We start from the raw sequence: 21,778 nt of genomic DNA on the forward strand, positions 1-21,778 counted from the left end.
ATTCTTTGTTCATCCATCCAATTTTGTATTATTCGTGACCGTCGGCTCCTGGCCGGTACCGGCCCATGGCGTTCAGGATAGCAGCTTGCCCTCCTGCAAAGCTCACACATTCTTACCCTGAGCCGGAGCCGCCCCAACGCGGACCTTCAGACGTTGGACGAAGGCGTACGCAGGAGTGCTCGGACAGACCGATTCGCGCGAATTGATGCGCGAGACTCCGCGATCGCGGACCAGGCAGATTGATTGGTTTCAAGCTCAGGAAATGCCCGAACCGCTGGGTTAATCAGGTTGACAATGATTCCCCCCATCGCTTCGCCAAAAGCACGCTTAATGATTTGTTGCTCCTGTGGCGAAAGACCCTCGATAGCTTCGAAAATAACGGCGTCAAGAGCCGCCATCGCATCAATTCCACCGTCGCGAATTAGTCGCGCGGAATCTACCGTAGGAAAAGTCATGCAGTCATTCTCCTCATCGTGACCGTATCTGTTTTGTTCATCAGACTCTTGCATAACACGTCCGGCCGAATGACCGCTCCTGGCCGAATTTAGCCCTACACGTCGAAGCTAAACGCCGTTACCTGCCAACTAGGTTCCAGCCTGAGACGGAAACCGTAAGGGGCCGGACGCGTGATATCGTAACGTCCAGTGAATAAATTGGCCGCAGCGAACTCGATGAATTTACCGTCCTTACCGTTGACTATTCTCGCCCCAGGGCTACCTAAAAGATTCAAAAGTATCACTGGCTCGGCAACTCCATCACATCGAATCGCTAGTTCCACGTCACCTGCCATCGGCCAAATGGTAAGAGCTAAATTTAACGGCGAGCGTTCGACGGAATAGCCGTAGGAGATGCCATACTCCTCGCCCACAGGTACGACGCCCAAGGCGTCAAGAAAATCTAGCGGTTCCCAAGAAAATTCTGGCATTCAAATTCCGATAGTTATTGAAGGTCCGTTGTTGGCCGAAAACAGCCTAACGTGGCGCGCCCTCACAGGCCGATTTCTCTCTGTTCCAGCGCCCGCCACTGTCTAGGCATCGGTCAATCGATATTTCACTCCAAGCCCACATCATTATCGCAATGGCAGCTGAGGCAGCGGTCAACACCGAAAGGAATCTAAACAATCTCATGTTGCCTTTCGTGTCCGTCTGCTCCTGGCCGCACTCGGCCGATGAGCAAGGATACCATGTTGCACAAATGAAAAGCTCACCAATTACCACATTGCTTTCGGATGCGACCGCCGCCAGTCAAGCGCATAGTAGAGTTTCAATCCAAGAGGTCTATCATGAACAATTTAGTGAAAGGTTCCGCGTGCCACAGTACGCCGTGGAACAAGGGAAAGTTGGTGGGGCAGAAAGCACCGCTTCGCGTAAGCGAAATCTGGGCTATTCGCGTTCGTTTGGAAATCTTCGGCAGAGCCCGAGACTTGGCACTCTTCAACTTGGCCATTGACAGCAAATTGCGTGGCTGCGACTTGGTCCAACTGCGCGCCAACGATGTCTGCCATAGAGGCCATGTGGCAGCGCGGGCCAGCGTGATGCCGCAGAAGACCAAGCAACCCGTCCAGTTCGAACTTAGCGCAGGAACCAGGAAGCGCTTGGAAGACTGGATAGCGGCCGCAGCGCTGCGCCACGGCGACTTTCTCTTTCCCAGTCGAATCTCGGAATCGCCGCACCTTTCGACTCGGCAGTACGCACGTATTGTCCACCAATAGTTCGACGAAATAAGGTTAGACCCGATGCCATACAGCACGCACACGATGCGCAGGACGAAGCCAACACTCACCTACCGGCGCACAAAAAAATTGGCGAGCGGTGCAGCTGTTGCTGGGCCATACGCGCTTGGAGAGCACCGTACGATATCTGGATATCGAAGTCGATGACGCTCTCGAAATGGCCGAGCAAACGGATGCCTAGGAACACGGGGGACGCCCGAAGTCGCCCCATAACGGTCATCTGTTAAAGTAATGGGGGAAGTCCAGACCGGATTCTTAACTCTCGCATAAATCTGCGGCCTCGACTGTTAACAGGATGCACCTATGAACGACCAAACATCTACCGTATTGCGCACCGAGCACACTGGGCTGACTGTCGCGTCGATCAATGGCGTACTTGATTTCTGGACTGAGGTCCTCGGCTTTCAACTCGTGTACCGCAAAGAGCTTGGCGGTGGGCACGCGATGGAACAAGTGGTCGGGGTGTCGGGGGCTTATTTAAGAAACGCTCTCCTGGAGGGCCCCGATGGATATAGAGTTGAGCTGATTGAGTACGATTCGCCGGAAGACCGCGTGGTTTTGAAACAACGTCCATGCGACGTCGGTTCGGCTCATTTGACGTTTGCCGTGACCGATCTTCGCGCAATGCTAAATCGCATGGCCCCTTATGGATGGACGGCAACCGGCGAACCGCAAACTGCGCCTAGCGGAACAATCATGGTCTACACCCGAGGACCTGACGGCCACACCATAGAACTTATGCAACATCCGGAGTGAACTGCCTGTCGGTGAATACTTTAAGTCGGGAAAAGTCTCACAAACTGTAACTCTACAGAATTTAAAAACTGGGCCTGCCACTCAGCGCTCAGCGAGATTTGTGCGCGATCGCCATCAGCGCGCGTTCAGCCTGGCTTTTTTGCAGGTACTCGCAGGTACTCATCTGCTTACTCCAACGAGCGCTGCCGATAAATGCCGATAAAGTGATCCAGGGCTAGCCGCTGCACATCGGTCAGCACGCGATACGGCACCGGCATCGCACCGGTTTTCTTCGCAAACAGATAGCCTGCCGGATACTCGTGTATGGCGACCAGGTCGGACCAGGGCACAGTCACCACGCCGGACTTCGCACTGCGCACAATGCCAGCGCTGTCTATCCTGAAATCACATGCCCCCACTCGCAGCACCTTGAACAGGAAGATGGGCGGCGCAAACAGATAGACGCAGCAGCGCAGGGTCCACGCATCACGACGGCCGAGAGTTTTGCCCCTGCCTGGCTTTGACGCGCGCAAAATCGGCAACAGAGTGCGCAGCCACGATGGCCAGGTACTCGGCAAGCCGGTAGTTGACGTGAAATTCGACCGCGCTATCGCCCAGAACTCCGGCTTGATCTTGTTGCATGCAGAAATCCGGTTAATCAATCCCCAGGATGGACGGCACTGCTTCGTTCAACTGCCCGACCAGTTCCGCATCCATGTACTTGTACTCGTCAGGAATATCGAGCACATGCACCTGCTTGAAATCGAGCAGCCGGGTGTATTCGGCCTTCAGGCGCGACTTGTGTTTTTCTTCCATAACCAGGATCACATCGGCCCAGCGGATATCGTCTTCCGAGACGTGGTGGCGGGCATTGGGACTGGTGCCGCCGGAGCGAACATTGAGCTCGGGGTGGCGGCGCCACAGGGTTTCCGCGGTCGGGCTGCGCCAATGGTTTTTGCTGCAGACGAACAGGATGTTGGTTTTTTGCTGGGCTGGTGGTTTCATACGGTTCCAAATGAAAAAGGGCGGCCTCCCCGCAGGAGGCCGCCCTTTTATATTGGGTCCCCGCCTGCGCGGCGGTCCGCCGATGCGGAACGACGGGGCAATGCCCACAATGCAAGATTTTTACAAGTCAGCTCAGGTTTTCCAGGCGGATCTTGGTGACCGTGCCGTGCACCGTGGTCAGCGCCTCCATCTTGGCAATCGCTGCGGTGACATTCTTTTCCTGGGTCTGGTGCGTGAGGAAAATGATGTCGGTGCGGGTTTCGCCTTCGGCCGGTTCCTTTTGCATCATGGCGTCGATCGAGATGGTGCCGTCGGCCAGGATGCGGGTCAGGTCGGCCAGTACGCCCGGCTGGTCTTCCACGTTCATGCGCAGGTAGTAGCTGGTGGTCACTTCCGACATCGGCAAGATCTCGATGTTGGTCATGGCGTTGGGCTGGAAGGCCAGGTGCGGCACGCGGTGCTCGGGATCGGCCGTGGCCAGGCGGGTGATGTCCACCAGGTCGGCGATCACGGCCGAGGCGGTCGGCTCGGAGCCCGCGCCCTTGCCAGAGTACAGCGTGGCGCCGACGGCGTCGCCCTGCACCAGCACGGCGTTCATCGCGCCCTCCACGTTGGCGATCAGGCGCTTGTTCGGAATCAGGGTCGGATGGACGCGCAGTTCCACGCCCTCTTTGCCGTTCACCGTGGCGCGCTTGGCGATGCCCAGCAGCTTGATGCGGTAGCCGAGTTGCTCGGCGTAGCGGATATCGACCGCGTTGAGTTTCGAGATGCCTTCCACGTGGGCCTTGTCGAACTGCACCGGGATGCCGAACGCGATGGCCGACATGATGGTGGCCTTGTGGGCGGCGTCCACGCCTTCGATGTCGAAGGTCGGGTCGGCTTCGGCGTAGCCCAGTTCCTGCGCTTGTTTCAGGACGGTGGCGAAGTCGAGGCCCTTGTCGCGCATCTCGGACAGGATGAAATTGGTGGTGCCGTTGATGATGCCGGCCAGCCATTCGATACGGTTGGCGGTCAGGCCTTCGCGCAGCGCCTTGATGATCGGAATGCCGCCAGCCACGGCCGCCTCGAACGCCACCATCACGCCCTTCGCTTGCGCGGCCGCAAAAATTTCGTTGCCATGCACGGCCAGCAGCGCCTTGTTGGCGGTGACCACGTGCTTGCCGTTGGCGATCGCTTGCAGCACCAGCGCCTTGGCTTCGTCGTAGCCGCCGATCAGCTCAACGACGATGTCGATCTCGGGATCGTTGACGATGTCGAACGGGTCGGCCACGACTTTGACTTTGCCGCCGGTGCGCTCCTTGGCGCGCTCGAGGTTGCGGGCCGAGACGGCCACAATTTCGATACCACGGCCGGCGCGGCGGCGGATTTCTTCCTGGTTGCGTTCAAGGACGTTGAACGTGCCGGAGCCGACATTGCCGACGCCCAATAAACCTACTTTGATCGGTTTCATATAAATCGTTTCTATAGATTGCAGAGGTTATACAGTGGCGCCGTGACGCTTGCGATAGCTTTCCATGAACTTGGCCATGCGGCCAAACGCTTCCGTCATATCGTCCGCATTGGGCAGGAACACGACGCGGAAGTGATCCGGCGCGATCCAGTTGAAGCCCGAACCCTGGACGATCAGCACTTTTGTTTCAGCCAGCAGCTCGTAAGCGAATTGCTGGTCGTCCGCAATCGGATAGATTTTCGGATCGAGTCGCGGGAACATGTACAGCGCCGCTTTTGGCTTGACACAAGTGACGCCCGGAATATCGGTCAGCAGCTTGTGGGCCAGGTCGCGTTGCTTCAACAGGCGCCCGCCCGGTCCTACCAGGTCTTGTATCGACTGGTAGCCGCCGAGCGCAGTCTGGATCGCAAACTGCCCCGGTGCGTTGGCGCACAAGCGCATCGAGGCCAGCATGTTGAGGCCCTCGATATAGTCCTTGGCATGGGATTTTTCTCCCGACACCACCATCCAGCCCGCGCGGTAGCCGCAGGCGCGGTAATTCTTCGACAGGCCGTTGAAGGTGACGAACAGCACGTCGTCCGCCAGCGAGGCGATCGAGACGTGCTGGGCGCCGTCGTACAGCACCTTGTCATAGATTTCGTCGGCGTAGATGATCAGCTGGTGCTGGCGCGCCAGCTCGATAATCTCGAGCAGCAGCGACACCGGGTACAGCGCGCCGGTCGGATTGTTGGGGTTGATGACCACGATGGCACGCGTGTTGGACGTGATCTTGCTGCGCATGTCCTCGATGTCCGGGTACCACTCCTGCTGATCGTCGCAGACATAATGCACCGGCTTGCCGCCGGACAGGCTCACGGCCGCGGTCCACAGCGGGTAGTCGGGCGCCGGCACCAGCACTTCGTCGCCGTTGTTGAGCAGGCCGTTCATCGACATCACGATCAGCTCGGACGCGCCATTGCCCAGGTAGATGTCGTCGATGGTCACGCCGGCGATATTCTTGCTTTGCGTGTAATGCATGATCGCCTTGCGCGGCGCGAACATGCCCTTGGAATCGGTGTAGCCGGCGGCGTTGGACAGGTTGATCTTCATGTCCTGCACGATTTCATCGGGCGGGTCGAAGCCGAACACGGCCAGGTTGCCGATGTTGAGCTTGACGATCTTGTGACCTTCTTCCTCCATCTGGCGTGCTTTTTCCGGCACCGGGCCGCGGATCTCGTAGCAGACTTCCGCCAGTTTGTTAGATTTTTGAATCGGTCGCAAAATAAAATCCTGTTCAGGTGAAGCAAAACGCTGCGGTCTGCCAAATCGGCGCTACCGCCTTGCTGCATTGCGAAAATAACGATTGTGCCGAAAGCATCCCATTTAATCAACCTTTGAGGGGTGTCAAACAGGGGAAAGACGGTAGAATGACAGACTTCCGCAGCATTCTTGCAGACATCACCATGAAGCTCCATCAAAGCGATACCCAAAAGTACCAAACCATCACCGGCTACGACCAGACCGGCGTGGAAATCAACGCCCAGCGCTATAACTACAGCCTGGTCGTGCTGCCCGAGATGCCGCCGCGCGCCTGGAACGCGCCGACGTTCGAGTCTCTTACCGTAGAGCATTTCGACCTGATCGGCACCGACGATCCCGACGTAGTGATACTGGGCACCGGCGCCCGCCAGCGGTTCATCCACCCGCGCCTGACTGCCGCGCTGACCTTGCGCCGCATTGGCGTCGAGTGCATGGACAGCCAGGCCGCCTGCCGCACCTATAACATCCTGATGGGCGAAGGCCGCAAGGTGGCGCTGGCGCTGATTATCGACACGGCCGAACAAACTACCGCTTAGTTAATAACCCCCTTACACCCTTGCAATCGCGCCGCCCGTCCCCATATCGCAGCAACACAGACCGCGCCGCACCGGCGCCACGCAACCCCCAGGAGAACGTCTTTGGCTGATAGCCCATCCCCCGTGACCGATTTTTCCGCCGCCATGACGGGCGCGCAGACCTTCCAGCTGGCCGGCCGTCCGGCGCGCCACACGGTACTGTTCTTCTATCCCAAGGACAACACGCCGGGCTGCACCACCGAGAACATCGCCTTCCGCGACCTGCACGAGCAATTCCAGGCGGCCGGCACAGAAATCTACGGCGTCAGCCGCGATTCGCTGCGCTCGCACGAAAGCTTCAAGTCCAAGCTGGGCCTGCCTTTCGAGCTGATTTCCGATCCCGAGGAAGCGCTGTGCGAACAGTTCGGTGTCATGAAGATGAAGCAAATGTATGGCAAGACCGTGCGCGGCATTGAGCGCAGTACGTTTGTGATTGACGCTAACGGCCAATTGGTGAAAGAATGGCGAGGCGTGAAGGTTGCTGGTCACGTTGATGAAGTGCTGGAATTCGTCGCGCGTCAAGCCTGATGCCGCACTGGCCCAGGCAGGCGCGCAGCGGTCCCGGAGTCGCTTAACCGTTGCAGTACCATGCGTATTCACCAATCTTGAGTCTACACTGTCAATCAACCACCCCTCACTGGTGGCCCACCGGCCACCATGCAGTCCTACCACCGGGCGAGATGTGTGCCCATCGGCAGTCTTGTTTCCTGCTTTACCCAGCATCCACCCCATCCGGTCCCAACGCTTTCCGCTTCCACGCGGCCAAGCGCGCTGCGCCTATGGGCGGATTCCTCCAGATATTTTTCGATTGAGATCCTGATGCCACTGCCAAAATTACCGAGTAAGCCTGCGACCATACTGCCGGCAAAAGATTACCCCCAAGCCACTGCTCAGCGCCCCGTGTCCGCCATCGCGGCAGCCGCTGCCCAAGTCGTGGAGTTAGCACCCGCTCCGGCGCCGAAGAAAGCGGCGCCTGCTGTCAAAGCGGTTCCTTCACCAAAAGTTGTGGCTGTCCCGGCGCCTGCTGCGCCAGTGGCCAAAGCGCCGACCAAGACCACCAGGTCGAAAGCGGTTGCTGCCGTATTGAGGGCTGCGCCGGCCGTGTTGAAGGCTGCCGCCGAGGCTGCCCCTACCGTTGCTCCGGTCGCCAAGCTGGCGCCAGTGCCAACGCCTGCTGCGCCAACCGTGGCAAAACCGGTGGCCAAGACCAAGGCTGCGCCATCGCGCTCCAAGGTCACGCCGATCGCCGCCGAAGCGCCGCATCCGACCAAGCACAAGGCCAACGAGTCGGGCATCAAGTCGTCCACCAGCCGCAATGCGGACCAGGCCGGCACCACCAAGCTGTTCGTGCTCGACACCAACGTGCTGATGCACGATCCGTCGTCGCTGTTCCGCTTCGAGGAACACGATGTGTACCTGCCGATGATGACGCTCGAAGAGCTGGACAACCACAAGAAGGGCATGACCGAGGTGGCGCGCAATGCCCGCCAGGTGTCGCGCACGCTCGACGCGCTGGTCTCCAACACGGACGACGACGCCATCGAAAGCGGTATCTTGCTGTCCAAGCTCGGCAACAAGGACGCCAAGGGCCGCCTGTACTTCCAGACCCGCATGCAAACCGCCGACCTGCCGCTGGGTCTGCCGGTGGGCAAGGCCGACAACCAGATCCTGGCCGTGGTGCGCTCGCTCGAAGCGGACCAGCCGGGTCGCGCTATCGTACTGGTGTCGAAAGACATCAATATGCGCATCAAGGCGCGTGCGCTGGGCCTGCCGGCCGAGGATTATTTCAACGACCACGTGATGGAAGATACCGACCTGCTGTACTCGGGCATCATCCAGCTGCCGGACGATTTCTGGAACAAGCACGGCAAGGACCTCGAATCGTGGCAGGAAAACAAGAACGGCCAGAGCGCCACGTTCTACCGCGTCACCGGCCCGTTCATCCCGTCGCTGCTGGCCAACCAGTTCGTGTTCCTCGAACCTAAAAACGGCGAAGCGCCGTTCTACGGCCAGGTCAAGCAGATCAACGGCAAAACTGCCGTACTGCAAACCCTGCGCGACTTCAGCCACAACAAGAACAACGTCTGGGGCGTGACCGCGCGCAACCGCGAGCAGAACTTTGCCCTGAACCTCTTGATGAACCCGGAATGCGACTTCGTCACGCTGCTGGGCCAGGCCGGTACCGGCAAGACCCTGCTGGCCCTGGCCGCCGGCCTGGCGCAAGTGCTGGAAACCAAGCTCTACAACGAAATCATCGTCACCCGCGTGACGGTGCCGGTCGGTGAAGACATCGGTTTCCTGCCCGGTACCGAGGAAGAAAAGATGTCGCCATGGATGGGCGCCTTCGACGACAACCTCGAAGTGCTCAACAAGTCCGATACCGACGGCGGCGAGTGGGGTCGCGCGGCAACGCAGGACCTGATCCGTTCGCGCATCAAGATCAAGTCGCTCAATTTCATGCGCGGCCGCACCTTTGTCAACAAGTTCCTCATCATCGACGAAGCGCAGAACCTGACGCCCAAGCAGATGAAGACCCTGGTCACGCGCGCGGGTCCCGGCACCAAGATCCTGTGCCTGGGTAACATCGCCCAGATCGACACGCCGTACCTGACCGAAGGCTCGAGCGGCCTGACCTACGTGGTGGACCGCTTCAAGGGCTGGGCGCACAGCGGCCACGTGACCCTGGCGCGCGGCGAGCGTTCGCGTTTGGCCGATCACGCCAGCGAAGTGCTGTAAGTAAACAACGTCGTCACAAAAAACCCCGCCGGCAGCGCTGCCGGCGGGGTTTTTTTATGCCTGCCGAGATGGTAGCGATTAAGGCTGGCCTGCTCCTGCCGTGGTGGCGGTGGTAGCAGCTGCAGTGGCGCCGTCGCCGATGTAGCGATTGATGAAGCGGTACACGGTTTCGCCCCACTTGATGTTGTTGCTTTCCTTGGACCAGCCGTGGCCCTCGCCCGTCATCACCATCCATTCCACGGTATTGCCCTGTTTGAGCAAGACGTCGCGCATTTTTTCACCGTGGATCAGCGGCACCCGGCGGTCTTCGCTGCCGTAAGCCATCAGGACCGGGGCCTTGATCTGGTCGGCATGGCCGATGGCGGAGACCTTGGCGAAGTAGGCATCGTCGGTTTTCGGATCGCCGTGCATTTTCGCGCCGATGTTGTCCATCACCGGGCCCGACATGTCGGACCAGTTCACGGTAAACAGCATCTTGACGTCGGTGACGCCCACCCAGTTGATGCCGCACTTGTACAGGTCGGGGTTTTTCACCAGGCCGTACATGGTGGCGTAGCCGCCGTAGCTGGCGCCGATGATGCACACGCGGTTGCGGTCGACCACGCCCTGCTTGACCAGCGTCTCGATGCCATCGGTGATGTCGTCCTGCATGGCCAGGCCCCATTGCTTCCAGCCGGCGACATGGTGCTTCCAGCCGAAACCGGTGGACATGCGGAACTGCGGCTGCAGCACGGCAAAGCCGCGCGAGGCCAGCATTTGCGTGATCGGGTCGAAGCCGTAGCCATCGCGCGCGTGCGGGCCGCCGTGGATGTAGGCCACCAGCGGCAGCGCCTTGGCCCGGCGGCCTTCGGGCAGGGTCAGGTAGGCCGGTATGCTCATGCCGTCGCGCGCCTGGTAGCGGATCACGGTCTGCTCCGACAGCTTTTTGCCTTCCAGTTCAGGCTTGACGCTGTAGAGCGGCTCGAGCGTCTTCTTGGCGGTATCGAAGTGGTAGAGCTTGCCGACATTACTGGTGCTCGAGGTGAACACCACGGCATGGGTGCCGCTCCACTGGAACCGCACGCGCTCGCCTGGCAGGCTGGCGTCGAGCATGGCCTGCAGGCGGGCATAGTCCTCGTCGAAATAATACATTTCCGGCTTCATGCCCTGCACCGAAACGCCCACCACTTTTTTGCGGCTTTCGTCGAAGATCAGGCCGGCCGGGATATCGGCCTCGGGGTGTTCCGCGATCAGTTCGCCGGCGGTATTGCTGGCCGTATTCCAGATGTGCACACCTGCCTTGTCACGGCCGTTGAAGCGGCCCGCAACAAACAAGGTCTTGTTGTCGAAATCGAAGCCCAGTGGATTCATGTCCTTGCCTTCGTCGAGGTAAGCCTTGTAGATTGCTTTCCACGGTGCTTTCTCGTCGTCGCGCAGGTACACGGTCTGGATGATGCGCTTGCTGCTGTCCTCCACCGTCATCGACGATGCCACCCGGATCACGTTGTCATGATCGAGCACCCAGCCGCTGACCGCGCCCGGATTGTTAAAGGTGAGCAGCGCCATGCGGCCGTTGGTGGTATCGAGGCGGAACACGTCGCTGGCGCCAAGGTCGGCATCGCGGCCGCGCTCGTTGTTCACCACGATCAGGTCGTTGCTGTCGCCACCGACGCGGGTCAGCACCGAGACCGGCTTGTAGGGCTTGTTGGCGCTGGTCGCTTCCTTGATGCTGATGACCAGCTTGCGAAAGCTGGTGCCGTCGCTGTTGACCGCGAACAGGCCGCCACCGGTCTGCTTTTCCATCACTTCTTCGCCGCCCTTGTTGATGCTGAACACCAGCCGGCGATTGTTAACCCAGATCGGATTGGCCACGTCCCATTCCGGGTCGGAGGCCACCACGGTCGAGGCGCGCGTGTCGAGATTGATCACCGCCAGCACGAAACGGCCGTTGCGCGGCGTCAGCACGGCCATGTTCTGGCCGTCGGGCGACAACACCGGGGCGCCGCTGAACTCGGCTTTTTTGAAGAAATCGGCGATGGGAATGGAGGCGTCGGCCTGCGCCACGGGGCTATAGGCGCCGGCGGCCAGCAGCAAGGCGCCCAGCACGGCGGGAATGATGCGTCGATTCAAAACTGTCTCCTCGATTCGGGAACAAAACACTGGAACGGTCGAAGGCGCCGTGACCTCGCGGTCACGGCGCCTTCGGTCCTGCCGCGATTAGTTGAAGCTGTAATCGGCGGTCAACTGGAAGTAACGTCCCATGGCGCTATGCAGCGGCGCGAAGTAGTTGGCGCCGTCGTTCGGGTGGAACGGCGGCTTGCGGTCGAAGGCGTTCTGGATCGCAAAGCTCAGCTTGGTGTTCTTGAAACCGCTGTAGCTGCCGCCCAGGTTGACCACGGTGAACGACGGAATGCCGGTGCACAGTTGCGGGTAGCCTTCGGTCGCCATCACGCACTCGGTGGTACGGTCCGCCACCGAAGCCATCTTGCCGACGAAAATGGTGTCGGCCGACAGCGCATACGCCGCCTTCTTCCACGCCAGGCCCAGGTTGGCCTGGACCGACGGCGTGCCACGGGTGCCCGCATATTCGATCAGGTCCGAGGTTGGCGACGGCGCGCTCTTGAACGACTGCGTGTAGCTCACGTTCAGCGTTGGCGTCAGCACGCCGTACTCGCCCAAGTTCAGGCGGCCCGTCAGTTTCAGGTCGGCGCCGCGGATCTGGGACACCGCCACGTTGGTCAGCAACATGCGGATGTTGGTGATTTCACCGGCGGTGGCGCCGGCCAGACGGTCGGCGTCGGTCAGCGCGGCGCGGGTGATGACAGCAGCAGGATCGTTGGCGTAGCGGGCCGGATCTGCCAGCACCTTGGACAGGTCGTAGGTGCCGATTTCATCGACACGCTTGATCTGGAACAGGTCCAGCGTCGCCAGGAACGACGGGCTCGGTTCCCATGCCACGCCCACCGTGTAGCTCTTGGCCGTTTCCGGCTGCAGCGCCGGGTTGGCGCCGCTCTGGTACGCGCTCGAACCGCTGCAACCGAGGGTAAATCTGGCGTTGCAACGGAACGGATCGCGGAACGACAGGAACGCGTTGCGCACATCGGTCGAATTTTCCACCAGGGTTGGCGCACGGAAGCCTTCGGCGTACGTGCCGCGCACCACGAACGACGACGTGGCATTCCATTTCAGGCCCACTTTCGGCGTGGTCGAATTACCGTAGTCCGAGTAGTGGTCATAGCGCAGCGCCAGCTGGGCTTCCAGCGACGGCAACACTGGAATCGTCGATTCGACGAACATCGACGAAATGCGGCGGCTGTTCGAGAAGCCGGGCGGCAATTGCGCCTGATGGTACAGCTCGCCTTCAACGGCCAGCGGATCGGGATTGGTGGACAGCGTTTCGCGACGCAACTCGGCGCCCACTGCCAGGCCAACCGCACCGGCCGGCAAGTTGAACAACTCGCCGGACACCTTGCCGTCGATCTGGGTCAGGCCCGACTTGAAGCCGTTGGACGGGTTGGCGGTGATCGTGCTGTACAGCGCCTGGTTGGCGGCGCCGCCACCGAACAGGAAGGTGCCCTTGTTGTACGCGTCGATGAACGGCGTGGCCAGGATGGCGCTGGTGTTGCGCGAGGTGACCTTGCTGTCGGTACGCAGCAAGACGGTTTCCCAGTCCCAGTTCTTGAAGTCGCCCTTGACGCCCACCAGGTAGCGGCCGAAATCGGTCGTGTTGTTCTGGCCCTGGCCCGGGAAGTCGCGCAGCGATGCACGCACGCGCACGGTGCCGTTGCCGCCGGCCAGGGTTTTGCCGTCCGGTCCGATCAGCTCTTTCGGATACTGCGGGTGGGTGATCGGCAACGCCCCGGTCGGCTGGCCGTTCTGGCCAGCAAACCAGTGCAGCAGGCCGGTAACGGTGGCCTTGTTGCGATTGAACATCAGCTCACTGAACACGGTGGTGCTGGCGGTCGGCTGCCAGGTCAGGCGGCTGGTGAGGCCGAAACGGTCGGTCTTGCCGGCGGAATTGATCGAGCTGTCCTTGTAATCATCGAACACGCAAGCCTGGCCGGTGGACGTGGCGCCCAGCACGCGCGAGGCCGGCGCCAGGCGGTCGGCCGGGCAGTTGCTGTCGAGCGTACGCGAGGTGAGCGCGTTGGTCGCCTTGTCGGTCCAGTAGATATTGCCCGGAGACGTGTACAGCGAACGGTTGTCCTTGTAACCGTAGGCGCGCAGGTCCTGGGTGCCCAGGTAGTCGTCGCGGTTGTACATGTACATCGGATCGCGCTGGCGCACGTCGAGGGTCACGTAGGCGTTGAAGTGGTCTTCGACCAGGCTGCCCTTGCCGAAGCTGACGGTTGCGCGTTTTTGCTTGCCGTCGTTGCGGCTGGACTCGCCCAGCGAGCCGCCCAGTTCCAGGCCTTCGAAGCTGTCGCGCAGGATGATGTTGACCACGCCGGCCATCGCTTCCGAGCCGTAAATCGCCGAAGCGCCATCCTTGAGAATTTCGACCCGTTCGACCGCGCCGACCGGGATCGAATTCAGGTCGACAAAGGTGGTCTGAAATTCGGGCTGCGCATACGGCGCCAGGCGCCGGCCATTGATCAGCATCAGGGTAGCCTGGCTACCGAAGCCGCGCAGGTTCAGACCGGCGGCGCCGGCGCTGAAACCGTTGGTGCGGTTTTCGTCGATGCCGCCCACGTTGGCGGAGATGGTGCGCAGCACCTCGTTGAGCGAGGTGGCGCCGCCACGGGTGAGTTCGTCGCGGGTGATGATCTGTACTGGCGATGCGGTTTCCAGGGAAATGCGACGCACGTTGGAACCGGTCACATACACTTTTTGTACGGCAGGATTGCTGTCGTCGTCAACCTTGGCCTGGGCCACCGGCTTGGCCGCCAGGTTGGCGTCCTGTGCATGAGCAAGTTGTGCCAGCAGCGCCGTACCGGCAAAAGTCCCGATCGCCAACCGCACCAAGATGACACTGGTTTTCTCTTTTAATAACATCGCTCTTCCCTTTTATGCAGTCAATTTTTTATAAGTTACAGCCCCGACTCCAGCGATCACAACCATTACTGGCAAACTACTTACTACCAATAATGATTCCGTAAAAGCAAGAATATTTATTATGCAGCCGAAACTGTTTCAATCAGTTACAAATATAATTTAATGTCGCTTTTTATCCACTATCTCGAATTTTTCTTATTTATTATTGAATTTCAGAAAATTATCTTTATATTTTATCGTTTTTATAAGAATTAAATTCAATCTTGAATTTGCACCGTCGTGAACAAAACTCACCAATTTGGCGCATGCCTTGGTGCATAAGATGAAAATTATTGGAGGGGAGCGAGGAGGTGGAAGCAGCAGGTTTTTCCACAAGAATGACGAAATTGCTTGAAACGTGGCAGCGACTGTACGACACTGAGACTTCAAGTCGTTGATTCTCCTGAAGTTGGACCCGGCCGAGGTGACACGATGGACATTCCAATTCTGATCCAAAAGCACGGCGGCAGCCGGTACGGCGTGACCGTGCCCGACATCCCCGGCTGCACCACCAGCGGCGAGACCGTGGACCGCGCCATGAGCAACGCCACCAAGGCCATTTACGGCCACGTGGGGCAACTGGTCGAACAGGGCAAGGCCTTCGAACTGAAGGCCTCCGAGGTGGAATACCTGTCGCGCGAACCGAGCTACGCCGACGGCATCTGGGCGCTGGTCAGCCTCGACCTGGCGCGACTCGACGATCCGCCGCTGGGCTAAAAAACGGCGGCACGCTTGACCTTTCCACCACTGGAACCCTTACAGTATGATGATCCCAACCTGTCAGGAGAACATCATGTATCAGCTACAAGTGGAAGAAATGACCTGCGGCCATTGCGTCAGCGCCGTCACGCGCGCGGTGCAGGCGGTCGATGCGGCGGCCACGGTGGAAGTGGATTTGCCCAGCAAGACGGTGCGCATCGACAGCGGCGCCGACCTGGCGCCGATCAAGGCGGCGATCGTTGATGCCGGCTTTCCGGTGACGGCTTAAACCTCAGCCGTCAAGTTCCGGGTACCGGCGGAAGATGCCATCTTCGTTGAATGGTATCCGGCGCTTCGACGCCAAGTAGGCGGCGATGCGCGGCCGCGCAGCGACCGCGTCGTGCAGCGCCACCAGCCGTGGCCAGCCGTGCTCCTGGCGCGCCATTGCGTTGGGAAATGCGTAGCGCAAGCCGGCCATCAGCTGGAACAGCGACAAATCCACGTACGACAGCCGTGAACCCACCGCATAGGCGCCGCGTCCCCGGTTGTTGGCCAACACTTGCTCGAAGTAGCCGAGAAATTTCGGTATGCGCTCGGCAACGAAATCCTGTGCCCGCACGTTGGCGGCCTTTTGCTGGTCTTCGTAATAGAGATTGGTCGAGAGCGGGTGATGGGTGTCGTGCGCTTCATTGACGATGTCGGCAATCGTCAGTTGCAGCTGGTTGGCCCACAGCCGCCCGGCTTCGGCGCGCGGCGCCAGGCCGTGCCGGGCGCCGAGAAACAGCAGGATGTTAGCGGTCTGGCCGATCAGCAGTTCGCCCGCGCGCAGCACCGGCGGCGCAAACGCCGGATGATCCACCTCGTCGAAATCGAGGCTGCCCTGCAGCGCAGGCATACCCTTCTTTTGCCGCGCCACGTCCTCGTAAGCCACGCCCGCTTCTTCCAGCGCCAGTCGCACGAATTCGCCACGCCCTTGCAGGTTGGGCCAATAGTAGAGTTGGTAAGTGAGTTGGTATGGTGTCGTCATGCCCCGATGCTAGCACCGCCCGCAAAACCGCCGCGCCAGCTTCGGGAACAGCTTACGCCGGATCACCGAGGCTTTGCAGGATCGGGCAATCGGGCCGGTCGTTGCCCTGGCAGCAGCCGGCCAGCGTTTGCAAGGTGTCGCGCATCTCGGTCAGTTCGGCGATGCGCTGATTCAGGTCTGCCACGTGGCCCAGCGCAATAGCTTTGACGTCCGCGCTGGCGCGCGCCTTGTTCTGCCACAGCGACAACAGCTCGCGGATCTGCTCGAGCGAAAAACCCAGCGACCTGGCGCGCTTGACGAAGCGCAGCACGTGCAGGTCGTCCTCGCTGTAGATGCGGTAGCCGGCGTCGGAGCGCCGCCCCGGCGGCACCAGGGCGATGCTCTCGTAATAGCGGATCATCTTGGCGGTGATGCCGGAAGCCGTAGCGGCCTGGCCGATATTCATGTGGCGCTCCCTCGTTGGTTGGCGGGTTTCCAGCGGCGCAGCAGCAGCGCGTTGCCGATCACGCTGACCGAGCTCGCCGCCATGGCGGCGCCGGCCACCACGGGGTTCAGCAAGCCCAGCATGGCCAGCGGAATACCCACCAGGTTGTAGATGAACGCCCAGAACAGGTTCTGGCGAATCTTGCTGTAGGTGCGGCGCGAGATCTCGATGGCGTCCGCCACCAGCACCGGGTCGCCGCGCATGAGGGTAATGCCGGCCGCCTGCATGGCCACGTCGGTGCCGGTGGACATGGCGATGCCCACATCGGCCGCCGCCAGCGCCGGTGCGTCGTTGATGCCGTCGCCCACCATCGCGACCTTGGCGCCCGTGGCCTTCAATGCGGCGATTCTAGCGGCTTTGTCTGCCGGCAGCAAATTGGCCACCACCGTATCGAGGCCCAGCAGCTTGCCGACCGCCTGGGCGCTGCCCTGGTTATCGCCGGTCAGCATGACGGCAGCAATGCCCTGCGCCTGCAGCCGGGCAATCGCCGCGCGCGCACCGGGCTTGACCGGATCGCTGAAGGCGAACAGGCCCAGCAATTCCTTACCGGACGCCAGCCACGAAATGGTGTGGCCGCCCTGCTCCAGCGCCTGCGCCTGCGCTTGCAGCGGCGCCAGGTCCACGCCCTCTTCGCGCATCAGGCGCGTGCTGCCCAGCCGCAACGCCAGCCCATCGACGTTGGCCGCCAGGCCGCGCCCCGGCAAGGCGGTCACGCCGCTGGCAGCCAGCGGCGCCGACTGGCGGGCAGTTGCCGCATCCAGTACGGCCCTGGCCAGACTGTGTTCGCTGCCAGCCTGGATCGCCGCCGCCAGTTGCAGCAGGCGCTCTTCGGCCACACCATGGGCATGGATGGCCGCCAGTGCCGGCTTGCCTAACGTCAGGGTGCCGGTTTTATCGAACACCACCGTGGTCACCGCGTGCGCCACCTCCAGCGCTTCGGCGTCCTTGATCAGGATGCCGTAACGCGCCGCCACGCCGGTGCCGGCCATGATCGCGGCAGGCGTCGCCAGGCCCAGTGCGCAGGGGCAGGCGATCACCAGCACCGCGACGGCGTTGATGATCGCCGTTTGCAGGTCGCCGGTGGTCCCCCACCAGCCCAGCAAAGTCAGCAGCGCCAGGGCCAGCACCACCGGAACAAAAATGGCGCTGACCTTGTCCACCATGTGCTGGATCGGCGCCTTGGCGGCCTGTGCATCTTCCACCAGCCGGATAATGCGCGACAGCGTGGTTTCTGCGCCCGCGGCGCTGGTGCGCACCAGCAGCACACCGGCACCATTGACCGCACCGGCCGTCACCGGCTGGCCAGCATGTTTGCTCACGGGCAGGCTCTCGCCAGTAATCAGCGATTCGTCGACGTCGCTGGCGCCTTCCAGCACCACGCCGTCCACCGGCACCCTGGCGCCGGGGCGGATCACGACCAGGTCGTCCAGGCGCACCTGGTCCATCGGCACGTCGTGCTCCTGGCCGTCTCGGCGCACGCGGGCGGACTCGGGGCGCAGCACTTGCAGCGCGCGGATGGCCGCAGCCGTTTGCCGCTTGGCGCGCGCTTCGAGCCACTTGCCCAGCAGGACCAGCGTGATCACGACGGCCGAGGCCTCGAAATACAGGTGCGTCATGCCGCCGTGGCCGGCCAGCAGCAGGTATACGCTCAGGCCATAGGCAGCGCTGGTGCCGAGGGCGACCAGCAAATCCATATTGCCGGCGCCGGCCCGCACCGCTTTCCAGCCGGCCCGGTAAAAGCGCCAGCCGAGCCAGAACTGCACCGGCGTCGCCAGCGCCCATTGCACCATGCCCGGCAGCGTCCAGTGCAGGCCGGCCCATTCGAGCAGCATCGGCAGCAGTAGCGGCAGCGACAGTGCGGCGGACAGCAACACTTTCCAGCCATCGCGCGCCGGTGCAGTATTGGAGGGTGACGTGCTGTCATGGTTGGCCACCGTGGCCGGGTAGCCGGCCGCATCGAGGGCGGCGATCAGGGCCGCTGGTTCCACGCCGCTGACCTTGATGCGCGCGCTTTCGGTGGCCAGGTTGACGCTGGCGGCATGCACGCCTGGCACCTTTTGCAGCGCTTTTTCCACGCGGCGCACGCACGAGGCGCAGGTCATGCCCTCGATGCCCAGGTCGATGTCGGTGGTGACCAGCGCATAGCCGGCTTTTTCCACGGCGGCCTGCAGCGGCGCCAGCGCAATCGGCGCGGTGCTGGTCACGCGCGCCGTATCGGTGGCCAGGTTGATGCTGGCGTCATCGATGCCGGCAACGCCGGCCAGCGCCCGTTCGACGCGGCCCGCGCACGAGGCGCAGGTCATGCCATCGATGCCGAACGACAAACTGTATTGAGCGGACTGTTGCATGTCACGGCTCCTGTGTAGATGAAGAATACCGACAGGATCGACTATCCAACGATGGGAAGGTCAAGCGAAATTACGCACCGGGCCCGTTTTGAGCTTCCTAACGCACTTCGCAATCGACGTTGCCGGACTTGCCGGACGCCGTGGTGGATGGGCTGGCGCCCGCCCCGTTGATGCTGAAGCTGGCTGGCGGCTTGAATGGCAGGCCGGGGTTGGTCGGCACCAATATGGGCGGCATGGTAAAGCTCGACGTGTAGCCGAACTGGCCGGCAGCAAAAGTGAGCGTGCCGGCAGGATTGCTTACCGCGATCTGTCCGGTGGTCACCGACGTGTACAGGCCTGGCGCCAGCGTTGTCCCCGCCGGCGTCACGGCCGGGGACGACGGCGAGCGCGGCACAGTGTAACTACCGGCGCCAACATACTCGGCCGTGAAAAAAGTGCCGCGAATGCCGATGGTGGCGACCGGGGTTTTCAAGCTGAATTTTTCCTTGCTGCGCTTGCCGAGCAAGCCCGACAGCGAACGCAAGCCGCCCTTGACCAGGTTGAAGCTGGCCTGGTCGGCGTCAGGCTGGTCGGCCTGGTAGGTGAACTTTTCCACGACAAACGTGGTGGCCGGCTTGAGGGTGATTTCGCTGTCGTCGATAAATTTCACCAGCGCATAGGTGTTTTTCTCGGTAATGAGCGTATCGCCCGACTCCACTTCGGATTTCACCGACAGGATCTTGACCTTGCCGTCGGCCTTTTTCGCCATCATCGGCCCGCTCACCTGCGTCACCGTGCCGGCGACCTGGGCGAACGCGTGCAGGCTGATGCTCATCAGCATCAGCCACAGCATGGCGCTGGCCAGCATCGACCTAGTTGCAATAGGATTTCTTGATACCGCTTTTGGATTCATCTGTTGCTTCCTTCGTCGATTCTGTCGATGTCGTGTTCGTCAACAGCGGGCTGCTCACGGTGTTGGACGTATTGACCTGGTTGAGCGGGTTATACGTGTCGGCCAGAGCGGCCACGGCATTGCTCGGCAGGCTCACTGTTGCGGGGGGGATAACCGGCGTGGTCACCGGCACGCCGACCATGACCGAGGCCGGCACGCGCACCGTGCCATTTGGCGCCAGCAAGGTGACGGGTGCGCTGCGGCTGTTGATGCGCACGGTATCGGCGGCCGTCAGATCGCCATTCTTGGCCAGCACATTGATCCCGCCCGCCGCCAGCACATCGACGGTGGCCGCGCCGGCAAACGTCACGCCGGTGCCAGCCGTGACCGCGACCGTGCGCGTGGCATTGATGCGTGCGCCGTCGCCGAAGCGCACGTCGGTACTGGCGTCGATGGTAACGTCATTACCGCTGATGGCGCCCTGCACGTTGACGGGGCTGTGCGCGATCAGCGTGACGTTGCCGCCGTTGCTGGTGATGGCATGGCTTTCGACGCCGCCCGTGCTGTCGATACGCACATCGCCGCTGCCGGTGGCCAGGCTGCCCAGCACCAGCAGGTCTGGCGCGCTGGTCGTCGTCAGGGCAATGCCACCGGCGCCGCTGTTGCTGGCGCTAAAGCTTTTCATGCGATTGCCGGCGTCGTTCAGTACCGTGCCGGTCTGCGATTGCGTTGCCAGGCTGCTGGCCACCAGGGCGCCGCTCTGGCTGATGGCGCCCGTGCCTGCGCTCAGATTGATGGCATTGGCCGTCAGGGCGGCAAAGCGCAGGTCGCCGCTGGCCTGGGTAATCGCCAGGTTGCCGCCAACGTTGATGGCGCCGCCGCTCTGGCTGAAGCTGTTGCTGACCGTGACATTGCCCGCACCGCCGAGCAAGCCGCCGCTTTGTACGTAGTTGGCCGCGCTCAGCGCCCCATTGACCAGCAGGCTACCGCCGGTCAGGTTCAGGCCACCGCGCGAAGTGAAGCTGTTGAGGACGGTGTCGCCGGCTGCCGCCGAGTACACCACGGTGCCGGTGCTCGCTGCAAAATCGGCTGCCAGGACGTTGCTGCCGCTTGGCGCCACGCCGCCTTCCCAGTTGGCAGTGTCGCTCCACAAGCCGCCGCTGGCGCCGATCCAGGTCGACAGGGCGCGTTGTGCAATGTTCGCCTGCGCCACGCCGCTGTTGGACGCCAGGGTGTAGTTACCGGCGTCGCTGCCAGCCAACTGGAAGCCGCTCACCGCCACGGCCTTGCCCGTACCAAAGTTGCGGTCGGCAAAGACGCCACTGCCGCCAGCCAGGCTGACTGCATCCTGCCCGATCACGCCGGCCACCGTGCCGCTGACGCTGGCCGCCTGGGTGCCGTCATACACCTTGTCGCTGGCGCTGACGGTGTTCAGGGTCAGTGCTGCGCGGGCAATGCTGGCGGTGGTCACGCCAGCGGTATCGAGCAAGCGGTAATTGCCGGCATCCGCACCGGACAGGGCCACGCCCTGCACCGCCACTGCCTTGCCGCTGCCCGCATTCTTGTCGGCAAAGGATGCACTGGCCGAGGCGCTCACGGCATCGCCGGCGAGTCGGTCGTCACTGATCGCCACCCGGGCGCCGGTGCTGCCGTCATATACCTTGTCGTTACCGGTAAAGCCCAGGGTCAGGACGCGCTGCGCGATGGTGGCGCTGGTGACGCCGGTAGTCGAAGACAGCACGTAGTTACCGGCATCAGTACCGGACAGGCTGGCGTTTTGCACCGTCACGGACTTGTTGATGCC

General features: G+C 61.6%; 19 protein-coding genes and 1 pseudogene. 7 read left to right on the top strand and 13 right to left on the bottom strand.

Translation table 11 applies throughout. The features are described 5' to 3' along the window. Nucleotides 1-146: 146 nt before the first annotated feature. Nucleotides 147-455: a hypothetical protein gene (locus DUPY_RS04465; protein WP_167359028.1), complete on the bottom strand. Its 309-nt coding sequence runs from the start codon at nucleotides 453-455 to the stop codon at nucleotides 147-149. Nucleotides 456-550: 95 nt separating this feature from the next. Further along, nucleotides 551-925, bottom strand: coding sequence for a hypothetical protein (locus DUPY_RS28810; protein ID WP_071651581.1), 375 nt, complete (start codon nucleotides 923-925; stop codon nucleotides 551-553). A gap of 357 nt (nucleotides 926-1,282) precedes the next feature. On the opposite strand from DUPY_RS28810, the pseudogene DUPY_RS04470 reads away from it, so the two are divergent. After that, nucleotides 1,283-1,913, top strand: a pseudogene (locus DUPY_RS04470) (tyrosine-type recombinase/integrase). A 122-nt stretch (nucleotides 1,914-2,035) separates the two neighbouring features. Then, nucleotides 2,036-2,488 (top strand): VOC family protein, encoded by a 453-nt coding sequence (locus DUPY_RS04475; protein WP_070246640.1) that lies wholly within the window; start codon nucleotides 2,036-2,038, stop codon nucleotides 2,486-2,488. Between the two features lie 167 nt (nucleotides 2,489-2,655). On the opposite strand, the gene DUPY_RS04480 is transcribed toward DUPY_RS04475, so the two are convergent. From DUPY_RS04480 to DUPY_RS04495, 4 genes are all read right to left on the bottom strand, one after another. Next, nucleotides 2,656-3,129 carry a YcxB family protein gene (locus tag DUPY_RS04480; protein ID WP_070246641.1) on the bottom strand — a complete coding sequence of 158 codons (474 nt, stop codon included), beginning with the start codon at nucleotides 3,127-3,129 and terminating at the stop codon, nucleotides 2,656-2,658. Further along, nucleotides 3,122-3,472, bottom strand: coding sequence for a low molecular weight protein tyrosine phosphatase family protein (locus tag DUPY_RS04485; protein WP_070246642.1), 351 nt, complete (start codon nucleotides 3,470-3,472; stop codon nucleotides 3,122-3,124). The genes DUPY_RS04480 and DUPY_RS04485 overlap by 8 nt, the downstream gene beginning before the upstream one ends. A gap of 127 nt (nucleotides 3,473-3,599) precedes the next feature. Next, entirely contained in the window at nucleotides 3,600-4,922 is a 1,323-nt protein-coding gene (locus DUPY_RS04490) for a homoserine dehydrogenase (protein WP_070246643.1), read from the bottom strand. Between the two features lie 27 nt (nucleotides 4,923-4,949). Continuing rightward, nucleotides 4,950-6,182: a pyridoxal phosphate-dependent aminotransferase gene (locus DUPY_RS04495; RefSeq protein ID WP_070246644.1), complete on the bottom strand. Its 1,233-nt coding sequence runs from the start codon at nucleotides 6,180-6,182 to the stop codon at nucleotides 4,950-4,952. A gap of 182 nt (nucleotides 6,183-6,364) precedes the next feature. Between DUPY_RS04495 and DUPY_RS04500 the strand changes: the two genes are divergently transcribed. The 3 genes from DUPY_RS04500 (at nucleotide 6,365) to DUPY_RS04510 (ending at nucleotide 9,532) form a co-directional block, all read left to right on the top strand. Continuing rightward, entirely contained in the window at nucleotides 6,365-6,757 is a 393-nt protein-coding gene (locus DUPY_RS04500) for an Mth938-like domain-containing protein (protein ID WP_070246654.1), read from the top strand. A gap of 102 nt (nucleotides 6,758-6,859) precedes the next feature. Continuing rightward, nucleotides 6,860-7,324 carry a peroxiredoxin gene (locus DUPY_RS04505; protein WP_267875804.1) on the top strand — a complete coding sequence of 155 codons (465 nt, stop codon included), beginning with the start codon at nucleotides 6,860-6,862 and terminating at the stop codon, nucleotides 7,322-7,324. A 291-nt stretch (nucleotides 7,325-7,615) separates the two neighbouring features. Beyond that, on the top strand, nucleotides 7,616-9,532 hold the full coding sequence (locus DUPY_RS04510; RefSeq protein ID WP_070246645.1) for a PhoH family protein: 1,917 nt from the start codon (nucleotides 7,616-7,618) through the stop codon (nucleotides 9,530-9,532). Between the two features lie 78 nt (nucleotides 9,533-9,610). On the opposite strand, the gene DUPY_RS04515 is transcribed toward DUPY_RS04510, so the two are convergent. Beyond that, the gene (locus DUPY_RS04515) at nucleotides 9,611-11,641 is read right to left on the bottom strand and encodes a S9 family peptidase (protein ID WP_070246646.1); all 2,031 of its coding nucleotides are present in this window, start codon (nucleotides 11,639-11,641) and stop codon (nucleotides 9,611-9,613) included. Nucleotides 11,642-11,728: 87 nt separating this feature from the next. Next, nucleotides 11,729-14,506: a TonB-dependent receptor gene (locus DUPY_RS04520; protein WP_084640538.1), complete on the bottom strand. Its 2,778-nt coding sequence runs from the start codon at nucleotides 14,504-14,506 to the stop codon at nucleotides 11,729-11,731. Nucleotides 14,507-14,977: 471 nt separating this feature from the next. On the opposite strand from DUPY_RS04520, the gene DUPY_RS04525 reads away from it, so the two are divergent. After that, nucleotides 14,978-15,262 (top strand): type II toxin-antitoxin system HicB family antitoxin, encoded by a 285-nt coding sequence (locus tag DUPY_RS04525; protein WP_070246648.1) that lies wholly within the window; start codon nucleotides 14,978-14,980, stop codon nucleotides 15,260-15,262. Between the two features lie 76 nt (nucleotides 15,263-15,338). Beyond that, nucleotides 15,339-15,533, top strand: coding sequence for a heavy-metal-associated domain-containing protein (locus DUPY_RS04530; protein WP_070246649.1), 195 nt, complete (start codon nucleotides 15,339-15,341; stop codon nucleotides 15,531-15,533). 3 nt (nucleotides 15,534-15,536) lie between these two features. Here the strand turns inward: DUPY_RS04530 and DUPY_RS04535 are convergent, their stop codons facing one another. The 5 genes from DUPY_RS04535 to DUPY_RS28305 all read right to left on the bottom strand — a co-directional run. Continuing rightward, nucleotides 15,537-16,271 carry a glutathione S-transferase gene (locus tag DUPY_RS04535; RefSeq protein ID WP_070246650.1) on the bottom strand — a complete coding sequence of 245 codons (735 nt, stop codon included), beginning with the start codon at nucleotides 16,269-16,271 and terminating at the stop codon, nucleotides 15,537-15,539. Nucleotides 16,272-16,323: 52 nt separating this feature from the next. After that, the gene (cueR, locus tag DUPY_RS04540) at nucleotides 16,324-16,716 is read right to left on the bottom strand and encodes a Cu(I)-responsive transcriptional regulator (RefSeq protein WP_070246651.1); all 393 of its coding nucleotides are present in this window, start codon (nucleotides 16,714-16,716) and stop codon (nucleotides 16,324-16,326) included. Continuing rightward, nucleotides 16,713-19,103: a heavy metal translocating P-type ATPase gene (locus DUPY_RS04545; RefSeq protein ID WP_070246652.1), complete on the bottom strand. Its 2,391-nt coding sequence runs from the start codon at nucleotides 19,101-19,103 to the stop codon at nucleotides 16,713-16,715. The genes cueR and DUPY_RS04545 overlap by 4 nt, the downstream gene beginning before the upstream one ends. A 97-nt stretch (nucleotides 19,104-19,200) precedes the next feature. Next, nucleotides 19,201-19,950 (bottom strand): FecR family protein, encoded by a 750-nt coding sequence (locus tag DUPY_RS04550; protein WP_070246653.1) that lies wholly within the window; start codon nucleotides 19,948-19,950, stop codon nucleotides 19,201-19,203. A 4-nt stretch (nucleotides 19,951-19,954) separates the two neighbouring features. Continuing rightward, the coding region (locus DUPY_RS28305; protein ID WP_229255236.1) for a beta strand repeat-containing protein at nucleotides 19,955-21,778 on the bottom strand (1,824 nt) is incomplete at its 5' end.

Source organism: Duganella phyllosphaerae (assembly GCF_001758785.1).
GTDB classification, from domain to species: domain Bacteria; phylum Pseudomonadota; class Gammaproteobacteria; order Burkholderiales; family Burkholderiaceae_D; genus Rugamonas; species Rugamonas phyllosphaerae.